At 62.8% G+C, this 16725-nt stretch carries 14 protein-coding genes and 1 pseudogene; 4 read left to right on the top strand and 11 right to left on the bottom strand.

Going from position 1 to position 16725, the window contains the following annotated elements; genetic code table 11:
• Positions 1-176: 176 nt before the first annotated feature.
• Positions 177-2000, bottom strand: coding sequence for an ABC-F family ATP-binding cassette domain-containing protein (locus VSX60_RS09280; RefSeq protein ID WP_327623871.1), 1824 nt, complete (start codon positions 1998-2000; stop codon positions 177-179).
• Between the two features lie 261 nt (positions 2001-2261).
• On the opposite strand from VSX60_RS09280, the gene VSX60_RS09275 reads away from it, so the two are divergent.
• Both VSX60_RS09275 and VSX60_RS09270 read left to right on the top strand, forming a co-directional pair.
• Positions 2262-2741: a thermonuclease family protein gene (locus VSX60_RS09275; RefSeq protein WP_327623870.1), complete on the top strand. Its 480-nt coding sequence runs from the start codon at positions 2262-2264 to the stop codon at positions 2739-2741.
• 165 nt (positions 2742-2906) lie between these two features.
• Positions 2907-4937, top strand: a complete 2031-nt coding sequence (locus VSX60_RS09270) for a putative bifunctional diguanylate cyclase/phosphodiesterase (RefSeq protein ID WP_327623869.1) — start codon at positions 2907-2909, stop codon at positions 4935-4937.
• Between the two features lie 68 nt (positions 4938-5005).
• Here VSX60_RS09270 and VSX60_RS09265 read toward each other — a convergent pair.
• From VSX60_RS09265 to VSX60_RS09250, 4 genes and pseudogenes are all read right to left on the bottom strand, one after another.
• Positions 5006-8136 (bottom strand): annotated as a pseudogene (locus tag VSX60_RS09265) (efflux RND transporter permease subunit).
• On the bottom strand, positions 8133-9497 hold the full coding sequence (locus tag VSX60_RS09260) for an efflux RND transporter periplasmic adaptor subunit (RefSeq protein ID WP_327623868.1): 1365 nt from the start codon (positions 9495-9497) through the stop codon (positions 8133-8135). Before VSX60_RS09260 ends, VSX60_RS09265 begins: the two are co-directional and overlap by 4 nt.
• A 219-nt stretch (positions 9498-9716) precedes the next feature.
• Entirely contained in the window at positions 9717-11444 is a 1728-nt protein-coding gene (locus VSX60_RS09255) for a PRC-barrel domain-containing protein (RefSeq protein WP_327623867.1), read from the bottom strand.
• 188 nt (positions 11445-11632) lie between these two features.
• The gene (locus tag VSX60_RS09250) at positions 11633-11797 is read right to left on the bottom strand and encodes a DUF1328 domain-containing protein (RefSeq protein ID WP_253964745.1); all 165 of its coding nucleotides are present in this window, start codon (positions 11795-11797) and stop codon (positions 11633-11635) included.
• A 253-nt stretch (positions 11798-12050) separates the two neighbouring features.
• On the opposite strand from VSX60_RS09250, the gene VSX60_RS09245 reads away from it, so the two are divergent.
• On the top strand, positions 12051-12962 hold the full coding sequence (locus VSX60_RS09245) for a diacylglycerol/lipid kinase family protein (protein ID WP_327623866.1): 912 nt from the start codon (positions 12051-12053) through the stop codon (positions 12960-12962).
• Between the two features lie 54 nt (positions 12963-13016).
• Here VSX60_RS09245 and VSX60_RS09240 read toward each other — a convergent pair whose 3' ends face one another.
• The 6 genes from VSX60_RS09240 to VSX60_RS09215 all read right to left on the bottom strand — a co-directional run bounded on the left by VSX60_RS09240 (position 13017) and on the right by VSX60_RS09215 (position 15528).
• Positions 13017-13382: a hypothetical protein gene (locus VSX60_RS09240; protein WP_327623865.1), complete on the bottom strand. Its 366-nt coding sequence runs from the start codon at positions 13380-13382 to the stop codon at positions 13017-13019.
• Positions 13383-13458: 76 nt separating this feature from the next.
• Complete coding sequence (locus VSX60_RS09235; protein ID WP_327623864.1) at positions 13459-13686, bottom strand: hypothetical protein; 228 nt, start codon at positions 13684-13686, stop codon at positions 13459-13461.
• Between the two features lie 101 nt (positions 13687-13787).
• Positions 13788-14240, bottom strand: coding sequence for a hypothetical protein (locus tag VSX60_RS09230; RefSeq protein WP_327623863.1), 453 nt, complete (start codon positions 14238-14240; stop codon positions 13788-13790).
• Between the two features lie 2 nt (positions 14241-14242).
• On the bottom strand, positions 14243-14713 hold the full coding sequence (locus VSX60_RS09225; protein WP_327623862.1) for a DUF883 family protein: 471 nt from the start codon (positions 14711-14713) through the stop codon (positions 14243-14245).
• A gap of 38 nt (positions 14714-14751) precedes the next feature.
• Positions 14752-15303, bottom strand: a complete 552-nt coding sequence (locus VSX60_RS09220; protein WP_327623861.1) for a sigma-70 family RNA polymerase sigma factor — start codon at positions 15301-15303, stop codon at positions 14752-14754.
• A gap of 6 nt (positions 15304-15309) precedes the next feature.
• Positions 15310-15528, bottom strand: coding sequence for a NepR family anti-sigma factor (locus VSX60_RS09215; protein WP_327623860.1), 219 nt, complete (start codon positions 15526-15528; stop codon positions 15310-15312).
• A 326-nt stretch (positions 15529-15854) separates the two neighbouring features.
• Between VSX60_RS09215 and VSX60_RS09210 the strand changes: the two genes are divergently transcribed.
• Positions 15855-16649, top strand: a complete 795-nt coding sequence (locus tag VSX60_RS09210) for a response regulator (RefSeq protein ID WP_327623859.1) — start codon at positions 15855-15857, stop codon at positions 16647-16649.
• Positions 16650-16725 lie beyond the last annotated feature (76 nt).

Here is a 16725-nt window from a genome sequence, read left to right as displayed (position 1 = left end):
TTCACTTCGTCTGCGACCGCGCACCGGCGTCGTGAGATGAAGGATGCACCCGATCATACGCAGTTTCGATTAAGAAGAGCGTGAAAGCTATCCCGCGGCCATCCCTGCGTCCGGATGCGACCGTACGTATGTCGATTGCGAGACGATCAGTGCCAGGCGCAGATCTGGAAACAGCTTCACCCCTCGATCTCAGCCCGCTGCATTTCCAGTTGCAGCCAATCGTCCTCGGCCTTCGACAGCGCGGCCCGGTTCGTGTCGACCGCGCTCGCCAGTTCGGCAAAGCGCTTGGCGTTCTTGGCAAAGAGTGCCGGGTCCGCCATTTCGGTCTCGGCCTTGGTGATCGCCGCTTCCAGTCTGGCGATTTCCTTCGGCAGGTTCTCGAGTGCGAATTTCTGCTTGAAGGAGAGCTTGGGGCCGGACTTCGTCGCGCTCTGCTGGGCACCCGAGCCACCGGAACGGCGTAGGGGTTTGGCCGCCGCGGTGCCGCCGGTGGCTTCGGTCTTTCGAGCCTCGCGCTTCTGGGTGAGCATGTCCGTATAGCCGCCGGCATATTCCAGCCAACGGCCATCGCCGTCCGGCGAAATCACGCTGGTCACCGTGCGATCGAGAAAATCGCGGTCGTGGGAGACGAGAAGGACGGTGCCAGGATAGTTGGCGATCAACTCCTCCAAAAGGTCCAGCGTCTCCATGTCGAGGTCGTTGGTCGGCTCGTCGAGAACCAAAAAGTTAGCCGGCGTCGCCAGAGTCTTGGCCAACAGCAGGCGTGCCCGTTCGCCGCCGGAGAGCTTGCCTGTGGGGGTGCGGATCTGCTCCGGGGTGAACAGGAAGTCCTTGAGATAGCCCACGACGTGGCGCGGCTCGCCATTGACCATCACCTGGTCGCCGCGCCCGTCGGTGATCGCATTCTGCACCGACAGATTGTCGTCGAGTGCCGCGCGCTTCTGATCGAGGAAGGCGAGATCGAGATTGGTGCCGAGCTTGACCTTGCCGGAATCGGGTTTGAGCTCGCCGATCAGCATCTTCAACAAGGTGGTTTTGCCGATACCGTTCGGACCGACGAAACCGACCCGGTCGCCCCTGGCGATTCGGGTGGAGAAATCGTCGATCAGCGTGCGCCCGTCATAGGCCTTCGAAATCCCGACGGCCTCGATGACGAGCTTGCCGCTCTCGCGGGTGGCGCTGGCCTCCATCGCCACCTGGCCGACGGCGCGGCGGGTATCGCGGCGCTGCTGGCGCAAATCGTGAAGGGCGCCGAGCCGGCGCATGTTGCGGGTGCGCCGCGCGGTGACGCCGTAGCGCAGCCAGTGCTCCTCGCGCACGATCTTGCGGTCGAGCTTCTGCAGGTCGCGTTCTTCCTCTTCCAGCACCTTGTCGCGCCACGCCTCGAAGCCGGAAAAGCCCTCGTCCAAGCGTTTGGCAGCGCCGCGGTCGATCCAGACGGTGGCCCGGGTGACGCGTTCCAGGAACCGTCGGTCGTGGCTGATCACGACGACGGCGCTCTTCATCTGACGCACCTCGTCCTCCAGCCATTCGATGGTCGGCAGGTCGAGATGATTGGTCGGCTCGTCGAGGAGGACGATGTCCGGCTCAGGCGCCAGCGTTCGGGCGAGTGCCGCGCGTCGGGCCTCGCCGCCGGACAGGTTCTCCGGCTTCATCTCCTCGGTCAGCCCCAGCGCGTCGAGGCACCGCGTCACCCGGTGCGGGTCGTCGGCCGGGCCGAGACCCGAGGTGACATAGGCGCCGACGGTCGTGAAGTCGCCGAAGTCGGGCTCCTGCGGCAGATAGCGCAGGGTCGTGCCGGGCTTCAGGAAGACCTCGCCGGAATCCGGCTCGACCTGTCCGGCGGCGATCTTCAACAGCGTCGATTTGCCGGAGCCGTTACGCCCGACCAGCGCGATGCGCTCGCCGGGCAGGACGTTGAGTTCGACGCCGGTCAGAAGCGGCGTGCCGCCGAAGGTGAGGCGAACGCCGTCGAGGCGCAAAAGGGGAGGGGGTGCCATGGCGGCGTTCTAGCCGGGATGGCGGGAAGGGGGAAGAGCGGCGCGGCCGGGATCGCTGCTCCCCTTGGCACGGCCTTCCAAGACCGGTGCAACACTTCAGTATAAGTTGCTTGAAAGATTCGCGATCACGGTAAATTTTCGTTTACGGGCGAGGGCTAGTCTCAAGGGATGAGTCCCTGGACCTCGTCATCGCCGCGCAAACGTTTCGCTCGCCAGCCCAACCGGTTCCGGCGGAAACGGCGTACGTGGTTGCCGTATCGCATGATCCGGGATGCCGTGTCGGTTGCCACGGTTTTCGCGGTCATGGTGGGTGTCGGTGTTGCCAGGGAGCAGGGATGGCTCGACCAACTCGACCGCTTTCTTCCCACACAGTCGCAATCGACCGGGCCTCGCTCTGCCGCACGTCACATTCCGCTTTGCTCTGGTTCGGTCCGCGTGACCTGCGTCGTCGATGGCGACACGGGCTGGGAGGCCGGCACGAAATGGCGGATGACGAGCATCGACGCACCGGAGGTCTCGAAGCCCGGCTGTGCGGCCGAAAAAAGCATGGGCGATCGGGCGACGCGGCGGCTCCAATCGCTGATGTCCGGCGGATATTCCTTGCAGGGCGGTGGACTGGATCGCTACGGCCGGCGGCTGGTGTCCGTAACCCTCGCCAACGGCCGCGATGCGGGCGAGGTGCTGATGACGGAAGGTCTGGCGCAGCGATGGCCGAACAGCGGCAACAAATGGTGTCGCTGAACGGCCAGACCTGACCTGAATATCATCCAGCATCCGAGACGATCGCGCTCATTGAAATTTACGCCGTCCCCTGCTCCGTCACGGCAAGAAAATTCCTCAGAATAAAAGGACAGTTCTTTAATTTTCGGAGGTTATGCCGGAAGGTTCAACAAGATCGGCACCGTGATGCGCATCGTTTTCCATCTGATCAGCGACCACAATATTCCGTTTGTGCTGCTTGCGGCATTGATGTGCGTCGTCGGCGCCGCGGTGACGATCAGCTTGTTTCGGCGCACCCTGCAGAATGAGGGCCTGCGCCGGCAAGGGTGGAACTTCCTCACGGCCGTCAGTGCCGGTTCCGCGATTTGGGCAACCCATTTCATCGCCATGCTGGGTTATCGTCCTTCCGCGCCGGTATCCTTCGATCCTGTGCTCACGCTCGTATCGATCCTGATCGCCGTCGTCGGCTCCGGAATCGGCTTTGCCATTTGCGCGAAATGGAAAAATCGGTCGGGAACGATTATCGGCGGCGGTGTCATCGGCCTCGCCATTGCCGCGATGCACTATGTCGGCATGCTGGCGTATCGCGTTGAAGGCCTGGTGTCGTGGAATCAGGCCTATGTCGCGGGTTCGATCGCGCTGGCGGTCGGCCTGTCCATAGCGTCTGTCGCTGCCTCGCACCGCTGGGCATGCGGCGTGAAGCGGCACATCACGACGGCATTGCTGGGGGCCGCGATCGTCCTCCTCCACTTTACCGGCATGGCTGCATTCCAAGTGTCACCGATAGCGGGAGCCGGCGCTGGCGTGGACAGCGGGGTCTTCGCTGCCATGGCATTGTCGATCCTGATCGGTGCCATGATCATTCTCGGCACGGGCATATCCAGCTATCTCATCGACGATCGCACGCGCGCGGTGTCGAATGAGCAGTTGCAACGGATGGCATCTCACGATCCGCTGACGGGATTGGCCAACCGTCGGGCGCTGCGGGAGCGGATCGACGCCGGCTTCCTGTCGGGTGAGCATTTCGGGTATCTGCTCGTCGACCTCGCTCAGTTCAAGGCCGTAAACGATACGTATGGCCATGCTATTGGCGATATCCTTCTTGTAGAGGTGGCCGCTCGCCTCAAGCAGATCGTTGGTGCCGACGGTTTTGTCGCCCGCATAGGGGCAGACGAACTGGCAATTATCCTTTCAGGCACTGATGAGGATGCCGTCAGCATCGCCCACGAGATCCTTCTTGCGATCAGTGATCCGTTCGAGATTTTAGGTCATGTCATTATCACGGGTTGCAATATCGGCATCTGTCGCGCCGAGCTGGCTGTAACCGCTGAAGGCCTCATGCAACAGGCCGACATCGCGCTTAACGAGGCCAAGCGTACCGGCCGCGACCGCGTGTTTTTCTACGAAGAGGGCATGCTCGAGAAGGTCGCGGCTCGCCATCAACTTGAAACCGATCTGAAATCCGCATTGGAAAACCAGGAGTTCCGTCTGGTCTATCAGCCGATCCGCGCTCTCGCGAGTGGGCAGACGATTGGGTACGAAGCGCTGATTCGCTGGCATCATCCCACACGCGGTCTTGTGCCGCCCGCTGATTTCATCCCTCTGGCGGAGGAGATCGGATGCATTGTGGCGATCGGCGGTTGGGTGCTTGCGGAAGCCTGCCGGGAGGCTGCGAAATGGGACAACGACAAGTATGTCGCGATAAACGTTTCCCCAGTGCAGTTTCGTTCGCCACTGCTGTTCTCGCATGTCACGCAGGCTCTGGCCACCAGCGGCGTGCCCGCTCATCGTCTTGAGATCGAGCTGACGGAAACGGCGATCGTCGCTCAGGGCGCGCGTGTCGCCCAGACGTTGGAGGCGTTTCGGGCACTGGGTATCACAGTGGCGATGGACGACTTCGGTACCGGCTTTTCGTCGCTCGCGCATCTGCGTGACTTGCCGCTCGACCGGATCAAGATCGATCGAAGTTTCGTGGCGACTGCGGCGACGGACAAAAATTCCATGGCGGTTCTTCGGGCGGTGACGCAACTCGGTCGGGATATCGGGATCGCGACATTGGGAGAGGGCGTCGAAACGGTCGAACAACTACGCTTGCTGGAATCCTTGGGTTGCGATGCCGCCCAAGGCTATCTCATCGGCAAGCCCGGAGCTGTCGAAGCCGCGTCGTTTAAAACCTCTGCTGACCCGAAATTCGCGGCCGCGGTCGCCCGGACGTGATTTGATCCTCCACCATCAAGGTCAACGCTCCAAGTGAGCTTCGTTGCGGGTGGTCGCCCGTTCGTTCCTCACTCCGCCGGCGCTCCGCGCGCCTCCGCCGCCGCGATATCGCGCTGCAGCCGGGCCGCCTTTTCAGCGTTCGGCGTCGAGAAGCGGCCGAGGATCAGATAGGCCACCGGCGTGACGTAGAGCGTCGAGAAGGTGGCGAGGCCGAGGCCTCCGACGATGACCGTGCCGAGCGCGGCGCGCGCCTCGGCGCCGGCACCAGAGGCAAGCAGCAGCGGCACGCCGCCGACGACGGTGGCGATCATGGTCATGATGACCGGACGCAGCCGGATCAACGCGGCCTGCTCCGCCGCCTCGCGCAATCCCATCCCTTCCTCGCGCAACTGATTGGCGAATTCGACGATGAGGATGCCGTTCTTGGCCATGATGCCGACCAGCAGGACGAGGCCGATCTGGCTGTAAAGATTAAGGCTGGTCCCGAAGAAATTCAGCGCGAAGATCGCGCAGGCGACACCGAGCGGCACCGTCGCGAGGATGATCAAGGCCGAGACGAAGCTCTCGAACTGGGCGGCGAGGACCAGGAGGATGATGACGATGGCAAAGCCGAACACCATCGCAAGGCCGCTATTGGCCTCGCCGAGCGCGGCGGCTTCGGCCAGCGGAATCAGCCGCTGGTCGGCCGGCAGAATATCCGCGGCGAAAGTCTGAAGCGAGATCCAGCCGTCCTGGATCGCCATGCCGTCCGGCAGCTGCGCGGCGAGCGAGACCGCGCGCGAGCGAGCCTCGCGGGTGAGCGCCGGCGCGATCGGCTTTTCCTCGACGCTGGCCACCGTCGACATCGGCACGATGCGGCCATCCTGAGCCTTCAGGAAGATGTTGGCGAGATCGCCCGGGTCGTTGACCGGTTGGCTGGTCGAAATCAGTTTGATCGACACCTGTTTGTCCTCGATGTAGGTCCGGCCGATTTCGCGGCCGTCGAGGAGTGCCTGCATCGCCGTGGCGAGGTCATCGATGTCGATACCGAGATCGGAGGCTCGGGCTCGGTCGATCAACACCGAGAGTTGCGGCTGGGTAGCGTCTTCGGAGAGCCGTATGCTGCCCCAGCGACCGTCGGCCTGCATGGCCTCCTTCAGCCTGTCCGCGCTCGTTGCCAGCTCTTCGTAATTCTGCCCGGCGATGGCGAATTGCAGGCCGCGGCCGCCGCCGCGGATGCCGAGCGAATTCGGCTGGATCGCAAAGGCGCGCACGCCCGCCACCTGGCGCAGCTTGCCATTGATCTCGGCGACGATCGCCTGCTGCGAGCGTTCGCGTTCCGCCCAGTCGGCCAAGGTGACGACCAGGAATGCGGAGTTCGCTGAGCCGCGTCCCGAGATGGCGAAGACATTCCGGGCTTCGCCGGCTTCCACATAGGGAAGAACGATGTCCTCGATCCGGCGCAGCTGGGAATTGGTGTAGTCGAGGCTGGCTCCTTGCGGCGCGCTGACGCTCATCAGGACAAGGGCGCGATCCTCGCTCGGCGTCAGTTCCTGGGGCATCTGGAGAAAGGTGAGGTAGGCCGCGAAGGAGAACAGGCCGGCGACGACGACGACGAGGAGAGGAAGCGCGAGGCAGGCGCGCAGGGTGACGGCGTAGAGTCCGGCGAGACGTGTGCCGAGCCAACGCATCGTCCGCTGGAACCAACCCGGTCTCCGCTCGTCCTCGCGGGCCTTGAGGAAATGCGCCGCGAGCATTGGGCAGAGCGTCAAGGCGATGAAGGACGAGATGACCACCGCGATGGCGAGGACGAAGCCGAACTCGCGAAACAGGCCGCCGGCCGTCCCCGGCAGGAACGAGATCGGCACGAAAACGGCGGCCAGCGTCGCCGTCGTCGAGATCACGGCGAAGAACACCTCGCGGGTGCCGATGACCGCCGCGGCGTGGGGCCGGGCACCCATGTCGCGGCGCCGCACGATGTTCTCCAGGACGATGATCGCGTCGTCGACGACCATGCCCGTCGCCAGTACCAGCGCCAGGAGCGTCAGGATGTTGATCGAAAAGCCGACGAGATGGATGAAGGCGATCACGCCGATCAAGGCGATTGGGATCGTCACCGCCGGAATGATGGTCGCGCGGACATTCAGGAGAAACAGGAAAATCACCAAGACGACGATGGCTACGGCCAACCCCAGCGCGACAGCCACCTCGTGGATCGCCCCGTTGATGAAGGTCGCGTCGTCGCTGGTCACGCGAATCGTGACGCCATCGGGAAGTGTACGATTGAGATTGGCGACTTCGGCGTGGATTCCGGAGGAGATATCGAGCGTGCTCGATCCGGCCTGGCGCACGACGCCGAGCCCGACGCCGGCCTGGCCGCTCACCCGGAGCTGGGAGGCCGCGTCGTCCGGTCCGAAACGCACGCTGGCAACATCGGCGAGCCGCGTGCGGGCGTCGAGGAAGATGGCCTCGAACGCCTCCGGCGATGTCACGTTGGCGTCGGCGCGCACTATGAGATTCTGGGTCGGGGAGGCCAACGATCCGGCCGGCACGTCAAGCGCGGCGTTTCGCAGCGCGTCGGCGACGTCGCCAAGCGTCAGCCCCCTTGTCGCCAATCTGTCGGGATCGATGTCGACATAGATCAGCTTCTCGCGCTCGCCGTAGATCTGCAAATCGGCAACGCCCTCGACGGCCGCCAGCTGATCGGCGATGCGGTCCTCGACCAGTGTCGACAGATCCTCGATTGCCATGGCGGGAGCCGTCACCGCAAGCCGCATGATCGCTTCGGCATCCGCGTCGGCCTTGACGATCCGCGGTTCCCGGCGCCATCCGGCAGGGCGTTTGCGACACGGCCGACCGCGTCGCGCACGTCACTGGCCGCGACGTTGAGATCGGTCGATTCGGTGAATTCGATGGTCACCCGGCTGTCACCGAAGCGCGAGCGCGAGGAGATCGAGGCGATACCGGACACGCGGGCGACGGCGCTCTCGATTTCGCTGGTGATCTGCCGGTCGACCGTTTCTGGCGAGGCACCGTCGAAGTCGATGCTGACGCTGATCACCGGGCGGTCGACATTGGGCAGTTCGCGCACTTCGACCGCATTGAAAGCTGCGAGTCCGGCGACGACGATCAAAAGGTTGAGCACGATGGTCAGAACCGGCCGGCGAACGAAGAGGCCGGCGAGCGCGGTCAAGCCGTCGGGCTTGGACGGAAGGCTCATCGGGCCGGGTCCTCGGCGCTGGTCGCGGGAAGAGTGGGGGCCACCGGCAAGGCGGCTGCCGCGGCGCTCCCGACGGCCTCAGGCGCGAGGAAACTCCGGCGTCCGGTCGTCGCTGGCGCATTGTCGGCCGACGGAGCCGGTGGCGCCGACGGGGGCGAGGCCGGCGCTCCGCTTGGCTTCGGCCTGACGGTTGTCTGGATCGTTACGGCACCGTCCGAGCGGACGGACTGCAGCCCTTCGACCACGACGAGATCGTCCGTCTTGAGAGCGTCGGATGTGACCAGAACCCTGTCACTGTTGCGCTCGACGATCTGAACCGCCGCTTTGCGCGCTTTGCCATCGACGATTTTCCAGACGATCGGTCCCGTGCGCTCCCAAACCACAGCGATCGGATCAAGGGAGAGGAAGGTTTCCCCCTCCAGCGACAAGGTCACGGTGAACGACATGCCCGGACGCAGCGCGTCATCGGCATTGTCGATCATCGCTTCGGTGCGCAAGGTGCGGCTGCTTTCATCCAGACGGCTGTCGATCGCGCTGATGTGGCCTTGATAGGTCTTGTCCGGTCGGGCGGTCGAGACAGCCTGCACGGGCGCGCCGACTGTCAGTTCCTTCACGAAGCTTTCCGGCGTGTAGAAGATGACCTTCAGTTGCTCGCGGTCGTCGACGGTGGCAATGACAGTCTGACTGCCGACGATATCTCCCTTGTCGACCGAGACGATGCCGACGCGGCCTCCAATGGGAGCGCGAATGTCGCGTTTGCCCAGTGCGATTTCGGCGGTCCGCAGATCCAGCCTGGCGGTCTCGCGCTCGCGGATGATGGTATCGACCTCGACCGCGCTGAGGGTGTTCGATTTCCGCAGCCGTTCGAAGCGGGTGACCTTGTCTTCCGCCGCGTCGAGGGCGATCCGGGCACGCTCCACTGCAATTTCTTCGCTCGCCCTCTCAAGGCGCACGAGAACGTCGCCTTCCTCGACCTTCTGGCCGGAACCGATACCGATCTCCGCCACGATGCCGGTGGTATTGTCCGGATAGACGACGATCGAACGCGCGGCATCGCCGGTGCCGATCGCCCGCATCCGTGTGCGGGTCACCCCGGTCGTAACCGCGCCCGCGACCACGGGAGTTGCATTGTTGCCGCGGCCGGCGCCTGCGCGCCCTCCGCCTGGACGCTCGGCGCTTGCTTCCATCGCGGGATTTGCAGCCTCTGGCGCGAGCCAGACGATTGCGGATCGGATCGCCGGGGGGAGGGCGATGTCGGATTCCAGGATCCACCGGCCCGCCGCCGGATCGACCTTCAAATAGGCTGCCCCCGCCCCCAGCAGCACCACGAGCGTTACGATCAGCTGTTTCAGGAATGCCATTGGCTACCGTGTCATCTAGAAGGGCGGCGCGATCGTCGGACCCTGGATGCGATTATAGCGGAGTTTGGACGACGACACCCGCAAGGATGGGTTACGAAGTGTAATTCGGGTCGTTTCGGCTTCACAAGCAGGCATCGGGCGTACAATCACGGGCCGGCAACGAAAAAAGGGCCCGCCTTGCGGCGAGCCCCTTTCGGCTGGTTGCTGATCCGTCGAAGATCAGTTGGTCTTCGTCGCAGGCTGCTCTTCGGCCGGGGCCGGAGCGGTGTTGGTCGACTGGGCCGGCACTTCGCCGCTCTGGAGGCGCATGGTGTCGCGGCTCTCGGCATAGGTGTCGGCGTTATACTCCGGCTGGCTCTTCAGCTGATCCTCGGAGAACTGCGTGTAGAGGTAGAGCGAGCCATTGGCGTCCTGCATGAACTCCAGGTTATCCATGGCGACCGCAACTTCCTTCTCGCCGATGCCGAGGAACCCGCCGACGTCGATGATGATCGCGTCGACCTTGCCCTCTTCGCTGAGCGCGATCTCGCCGATCTCGCCGACCTTCTCATCGTTCGGGCCGTAGACCTTCGTGCCCATCAGGTTGTCGGCCGTCAGCAGTGACTTGTCGGTGACCGGGCTCATCTGCTGCTGCTGGTCGGTGCCACCAGTCGAAGCGGTGGTCGTGGCGTCGGCCGTGCCGGCGACAACGCCCGCGGCACCTGCGGCTGCCGCGTCAGCGGCCTGCTGGGTCTCCAGAGCTGCGTTGTCCGTCTTGGTCTCGACGTCCGCTGCGGCCTGCTTGGTCTCCAGCGCGGCCTTGTCGGCAGCCTCGTTGGTGTTCGCCTTGGCATCCGCAGCGAGCTTCTCTGTGTACTCCGCCGACTTCTCCGTGGAGGCCTCGACGTTTGCCGCCTGCTCGGTTTCCGCCGTCGCATCAACCGCGCCGGTTTCCGTGGCAGCCATCTGCTCTGGACGCTCGTCTTCGAAGGACGGTGCCTTCTCCAACTGCTCCTTCGAGGCGGCGAGCGTCACGCGGACGTCGTCCTTGTCGTCGGCTTCCCGGGCCAACTGGAACTGATCGAACGGCACCGCGACGTCCTTCTCGCCGATTCCGAGGAACCCGCCCACACCGATGATACCGGCCTCGATCTTGCCTGACGACGCCAGGACCAAGTCGTTGATCTCGCCGATTTTCTCTGCGTCCTCACCCGGACCCGAATAGACCTCGGCTCCGACGATCTTTTCCGAGAGATACTGATCGGCACCAACGCTCGCCACGAATTCGCCAGTTGTCGACGACGATGCCGTCTGGGTCGCTGCGGCGTTGGCATCGGGCTGAGTGGTCTCTGCCGCGATCTTGGCCTCGGTCTGGGTTTCAGCCTTGGGCGCGTCGCCGGTTGCGGCGGCCGTCTCGGTGGATGCCTCGCCAGCAGGCGCCACAACGGCACCTTCGGTCGAAGCCGCCGCCTGCTGCTCGTCCGGCTTGGTAAACGCTGGGGCTTGGGCGAGCTGGTCGGCGCTCAGGTTGAGAACCGCGCGCGGCTCATTGTCCTTGTCCATGGTCCAGGTGATCTGGTCGAACGGGATGGCAAGGGTCTTGGATTCCGTGCCGACATTCGCATCGACGATCGCTGCGACGACGGAACCATCGTTTCCGACGAGGAAGTTCTGGATCTCACCGACGGTCTCGGCGTCCTCGGCTTCGCTGGCATAGATCGAGGCACCGCTGAGCTCGGACGCCAGGTACTGGTCCGCCGACAGGTTCTGCAGGTAGCCGCCTGCGCTGGCGGTCTGTTCCGTCTGTGCGCTTGCGTCAGCGGCAGGCGCGGCCGTCGTAGCGGACGTGTCGGCGGTGGCAGCTGCCTCGGGAACCTTGGTCTGCTCCGGGGTCGCGGCGTCCTGCGCATAGGCGCCAGTGGCGATCACAGTGGCAAGCGCGGTGGTAGCGAGAAGTTTGCGGATCATGATAAGACCTCCTTGGTCTATTGTTACCGATAGACTTAGCCACGCGGTGTGTGTTGTGGAAAGCAGGTGCCGCGTGGCATTCAGTGGGTTAATTTGCGGGAAAGCGATCGGTTCCCATTTGGTCACGTTTTATTCACGAACTTCGTGATGAGGTGTGCCGCGAAGGCTCTGCCCCGCGGCGGTTTGCGTCATGCGAACACCAGAACTCCGAAAAGCAGCATCAACAACAGGCCGATGAGGACGATGAAGATCAGAATCTTGGCGATGCCGGCCGATGCTCCGGCGACGCCGCGAAATCCCAACAGGCTGGCGACCGCCGCAACGATCAGCAATATGACGATCCATTCGATCATGAGATGCTCCACATTTGGGCACGCTGGCGGCAGCCCGGGTTCGACGATGGCGATGAAACGGACCACCCGCGCAATGGTTCCGCTTAACAACTGTTTTTCCCATCGTTGTCGGGGTGGAGAGCTTCCTGGCCTATCCGGGGCGAATCCGGAGGCATTTCTTTTCACCCGCCCCATTTGCTTATGAATTCGCCGCCTAATTTAGCCCGGATGGCCGCAGACCCCGCGGATCACTTCAAACGCCGGATACGACCCCATGAAGATTCTCGCCCTCCTCAATCGAGACGGCGGAACGCTGAAGACGACGGACCGCGACGAACTCGTCGCGCTCATGAATGACGAGTTTGCGATCCACGGGCATGAATTGACCGTGGAGAGTTGCGCGGGGGACGAGATCGTTGCCGCGATCAAGGCGGCGGCTCTGCGTGACGATCTCGACGTGCTCATGGTGGGCGGCGGCGACGGGACGGTATCGGCCGCGGCCGCCGCACTTGCCCACGGCGACATCGCGCTCGGCATTTTGCCAGCCGGCACGATGAACTTGTTTGCCCGGACACTCCAGATTCCGCTCGATTTGCCCGCGGCCGTAGCCGCGCTGGCAGGGGGCGTGGTGGTGAATGTTGACATCGGCAGCGTCAATGACCGGATATTCGTGCATCAGTTTGCCGTCGGGTTGCATGCCCGGATGGTCCGGATGCGCTCCAAGATCCAGTATGGCTCCCGGCTCGGTAAAATCGTCGCGACCGCACGCGCAGTCTTCCTGGCGCTACGGCGGGTTCCTGCGATCGAACTCGAGCTCGAGATCGACGGCGTCCTCAAGCGTATCAAGTCGCCTGCCGTCGCGGTGTCGAACAATCTCTACGGAGTTGGGCATATCCCGTATGCCGATCATCCGCGGGGAGGTGAATTGGGCGTCTACATCTGCACGGAACGCAAGGTGGGCGCGGTGACCAAATTGACGTTTGACATCTTGACCGGCGCCTGGCGGCAAAATCCCGACCTCCTGTCCCAGACGGCACAACGGGTGCGCATCCACTATTGGGGCAAGAATCGAAAGAAGCGGGCCGTTCTGGATGGTGAACTCTGCACGTTGGACGCGGAAAGTGTCGTGGAGATCCACCCACGCGCCCTCAAGGTCCTGGTGCCGGCGGAGGCCACCTATCTTTGAGGCGTCGGCACGACTCTGGCTGGCCGGACCGATATAGCCTTTGCGTGCGGCGGCTCAGTCGTCGTCAGGGAGGTCGTCGGGCGAACGCGCATCGGAGCGTGCCTCGGGATCGAGACCCGCCGCCTCCAGCGTGCCGTAGGTATGGCCGCCTTGGGCAAGCATGTTCAGCGCTTCGCTGATCTGTTGCTGAAGCGGGTCGAATTCGCCGCCCTGGTCGATGACGTCCCGCGTTCCGACCTGGCGGGCCAATTCCTCCAGGCGCCCCTGACGCTCTTCGATCGTCATTCCGGGACTGTTGAGAATGTCTTCGATCTCGGCCTGGGTGACCGGCTGACTGATGCCAGGTTGATCGGCATCGTCGCCGATCTCTTCGTCCACGGCGATGATATCGGTCTCGGTGTGGTTATGAGGATCGGACATCTGCAATCTCCCTAGGGCTCGGTCTGAACGCCCCGATGCCAAAAGCCGGGGCATGGCCGATTTCGCAAAGACGATACTAGCCTGAATTCTCGGGCGCGACGACTGTTTCCGAGGGCTCGGAGCCGACGGCCGGAGCCTCGATCGTGGGACGGTCGGTGGAGAGGTCGGAATCCGGCAGGAACCAGCCATAGGCGCCAAGGCCCAGGAAGGCGATGACGGCGAGCACCAGCCCGGCAATGAGAACAAGGAGTACGGGCGTACCCTTTTTACCCTGCCTGGCGTTTTCGGGTTCGATATCAGACAAGGGAAACCTTTTTGAATTCGATCTGTGGAACCGTCATCGGAATACTCCTTGAAAACCCTCCGCTGTCCCGCTGTGTAACGGTTCGGCTGTGCGCTACGCCGTCAGTACCATCGGTCTCCGCGGGTTCGGTAAGAGGAGATCGCCCGCCAGATGCCCCAGGCGCCCGCCGCCGCGACCGGCACAAGCAAAAGGCCTTTGCGCTTTTTCACCAAGCCGAAAACCTGTGGCGCACTCGACAGGGCGGTGACGCCCGCGATCGCAGCGATATCGCGTTGCAGGCGGTCGTCGGCGCGTTTGCGGGGCGGTTTGCGTGCGATCACCACGGCGACCCCCGTTGCGATGAGCAACAGGAACGAAACGCCCGCGAACCCTAGCGCCGTCTCCAACGCCCCGTACCGATTGGCCAGAAAGATGGACAGGGCACTGATCAGTGAGGCCAGCATCGCGATCGCGAAGAGTCCCATGATGGCGTAAAGTACTGCCAGCCGCTTCAGCCGCGCCATATAAATCCCGGCTTCGCCGGTCATCAGCTTGATGATCAGTTGCAGGATCATCGTCAGCGGCGGAAGAGACGGGCATAGAGGTAGCCAGCTGCCGCTGCGATAAGCACGCTCTTGATCGGCTCGGAGCGAACCTTTTCGCTGAGTTGCTCCTCGAGATCGGAAGCGGCGTCCTGTGCCTGGCGCAGATATTGCTCACCGCGTTCGCGCACATCGTCCCTCAAGGCAAAAGCCTGTCGCTTCGCATCATCCGCTCGGCCCGTCGCCAGAGACTTCAGCGCATCCGCCACTCCCGCGACGTCTTCGCGCAGCTTGGCAACCTGTTCTTCCAGGTCGGCATTGTCGCCCTTCGCGGGGGGCGGGCCAGCCGTCTGAGCGGAAGTTGAGCTCTTGTTCGGGGAAGTGTCGGAAGCCATGAGAACCTCGTTCTGTGCGAATTGACAATGGGGCCTGGAACTGTGGATGGGGCGCTCGGTCCCGAAGGCGATCTTCTTACCTGAAACCATTTCGCCCGCGCGTTGTTCCATGCGACGCGCAGCTTTTGCACGCCTGGGAACGACGGTTGTCAGGCGGCCGGAGCAACTCCGATGATCTGCGAGGAAATCGAGTCAGGACCGTATTCGCCGTCCCCCTCGATGCCGAGGATTTCACTGATTCTGGTACGGGCGCGCGATACGCGGCTCTTGATCGTTCCGACGGCGCAATGGCAGATGTCTGCTGCTTCCTCGTAGGAGAAACCGGATGCGCCGATCAGAATCAGCGCTTCGCGCTGATCGTCGGGCAGCATGTCCAGCGCCTTGCGGAAATCCTGCAGATCGACATGACCCTGCTGCTCCGGGTGGCCGGCGAGCTGCATGGCATGCATTCCGTCGACATCCTGTACCTCGCGCCCCTTTCTGCGCATCTGCGTGTAAAATTCGTTGCGCAAGATGGTGAAGAGCCAAGCCTTGAGGTTGGTCCCGGGCTGGAACGTATGCTGTTTGTCCCAAGCTTTGACGAGCGTCTCCTGCACCAAGTCGTCGGCGCGATCGAACGAACCGGACAGCGAGGCGGCGAACGCTCTCAAATTGGGAATAATAGCAATCAATTCTCTGCGAAAGTCCATCTGATCGCTCATCAAAACCTACTTGCGGCCTGATGTCTTGGAGGCGGATTCCGCCTCGTCGAGCGCGTCCAGCAGCGACAGGAAGCGATCCGGGACAGGCTCGCTCGCCACGTCGTCATAATACGCCTTCAGACGCTTGCCGATCGCCGAATGCACGCCGGGATCGGTACCCTTACCCGCAGATTTGTTCACATGTGCCGTATGCACCATATCTTCCTTCGTCTCGCGATCACCCATCATACGTCTCGGAGCGTTGTGTTAAGCAGCCTTGTTGGTAGCCGCGCGCTGACGGTCTGTCGCGTATCTCTCATTTGCAAAACTCGCATTCGCACTGACACCCCCCTCGGCAATCGTTGCCGAGAAACTAGCTTCGATCCCCCGCCCATCAAGATATTAAGGCGCTGCGGCCCACAATATTTGACGATGAGGTTTCACTTTTCCAACCCAGTTCCCATGTGCCTAATCGTTGGAAGCGCATAAAGTTCCAATGCGTGGAACTTTTCTGCATATTCCGCGTTTTCACGCCCACCGACTTTGTTTCGGTCGACACGAGGGGAGTTTTCATGTCGATGTCATCCCGCATAGCGCCGCATATTCCGTATCTCCGGCGCTATTCACGAGCACTTAGCGGCTCTCAATCGAGCGGTGATGCTTATGTCGCGGCTGTTCTGGAAGCTTTGATTGCCGATCCGAGCCTGTTTCCCGACGACCAAGCGCCGCGAATTTCGCTCTACAAGCTGTTTTCCTCGATGTGGCAGTCCGTCGAGGTGAACATTCGCGACGATGCGCCGACCTCCGCTTGGGAAGAGAAGGCCTCTCGCAATCTGCGCGCCATCTCGCCGTTGCCGAGGCAGGCGTTTCTCCTCGTCGCGGTCGAGGGGTTCACGACCGAGGAGGCCGGCTACATTCTCGGCGCCGACGAGGCGAAGTTCTCGGACTTGATCGACCAGGCCAGTTCCGACATTGGGCGGCAGGTGTCGACCGATATCATGATCATCGAGGATGAACCGCTGATCGCGATGGATATCGAGCAGATGGTGGAAAGCCTCGGGCACACCGTGACCGGTATTGCCCGGACGCAAAAGGAGGCGATTGCGCTGTTCGAGCGGCAGCGGCCCGGGATGGTGCTGGCCGATATTCAGCTTGCCGACGGCAGTTCGGGAATCGATGCGGTCAACGATATTCTCGCGAAGGTTTCGGTTCCGGTCATCTTTATTACCGCGTTCCCGGAGCGGCTTTTGACCGGCGAGCGGCCAGAGCCCACCTTCCTGGTGACCAAGCCGTTCAACCCCGACATGGTGAAGGCGTTGATCAGCCAGGCACTGTTCTTCGAAACCGATAGTCAGGCGGCGGCGTAAGCGGCTGTCGCCATGTCCACTCGCCAGCTAGTCGGCAATGGTCGCCGTGCATCATCGGAAAAATCCTTTGGGATCG

The sequence above is a fragment of the Aurantimonas sp. A3-2-R12 genome, from assembly GCF_036016755.1.
Taxonomy (GTDB): domain Bacteria; phylum Pseudomonadota; class Alphaproteobacteria; order Rhizobiales; family Rhizobiaceae; genus Aurantimonas; species Aurantimonas coralicida_A.
This window is presented reverse-complemented; position numbering and strand designations above follow the sequence as displayed.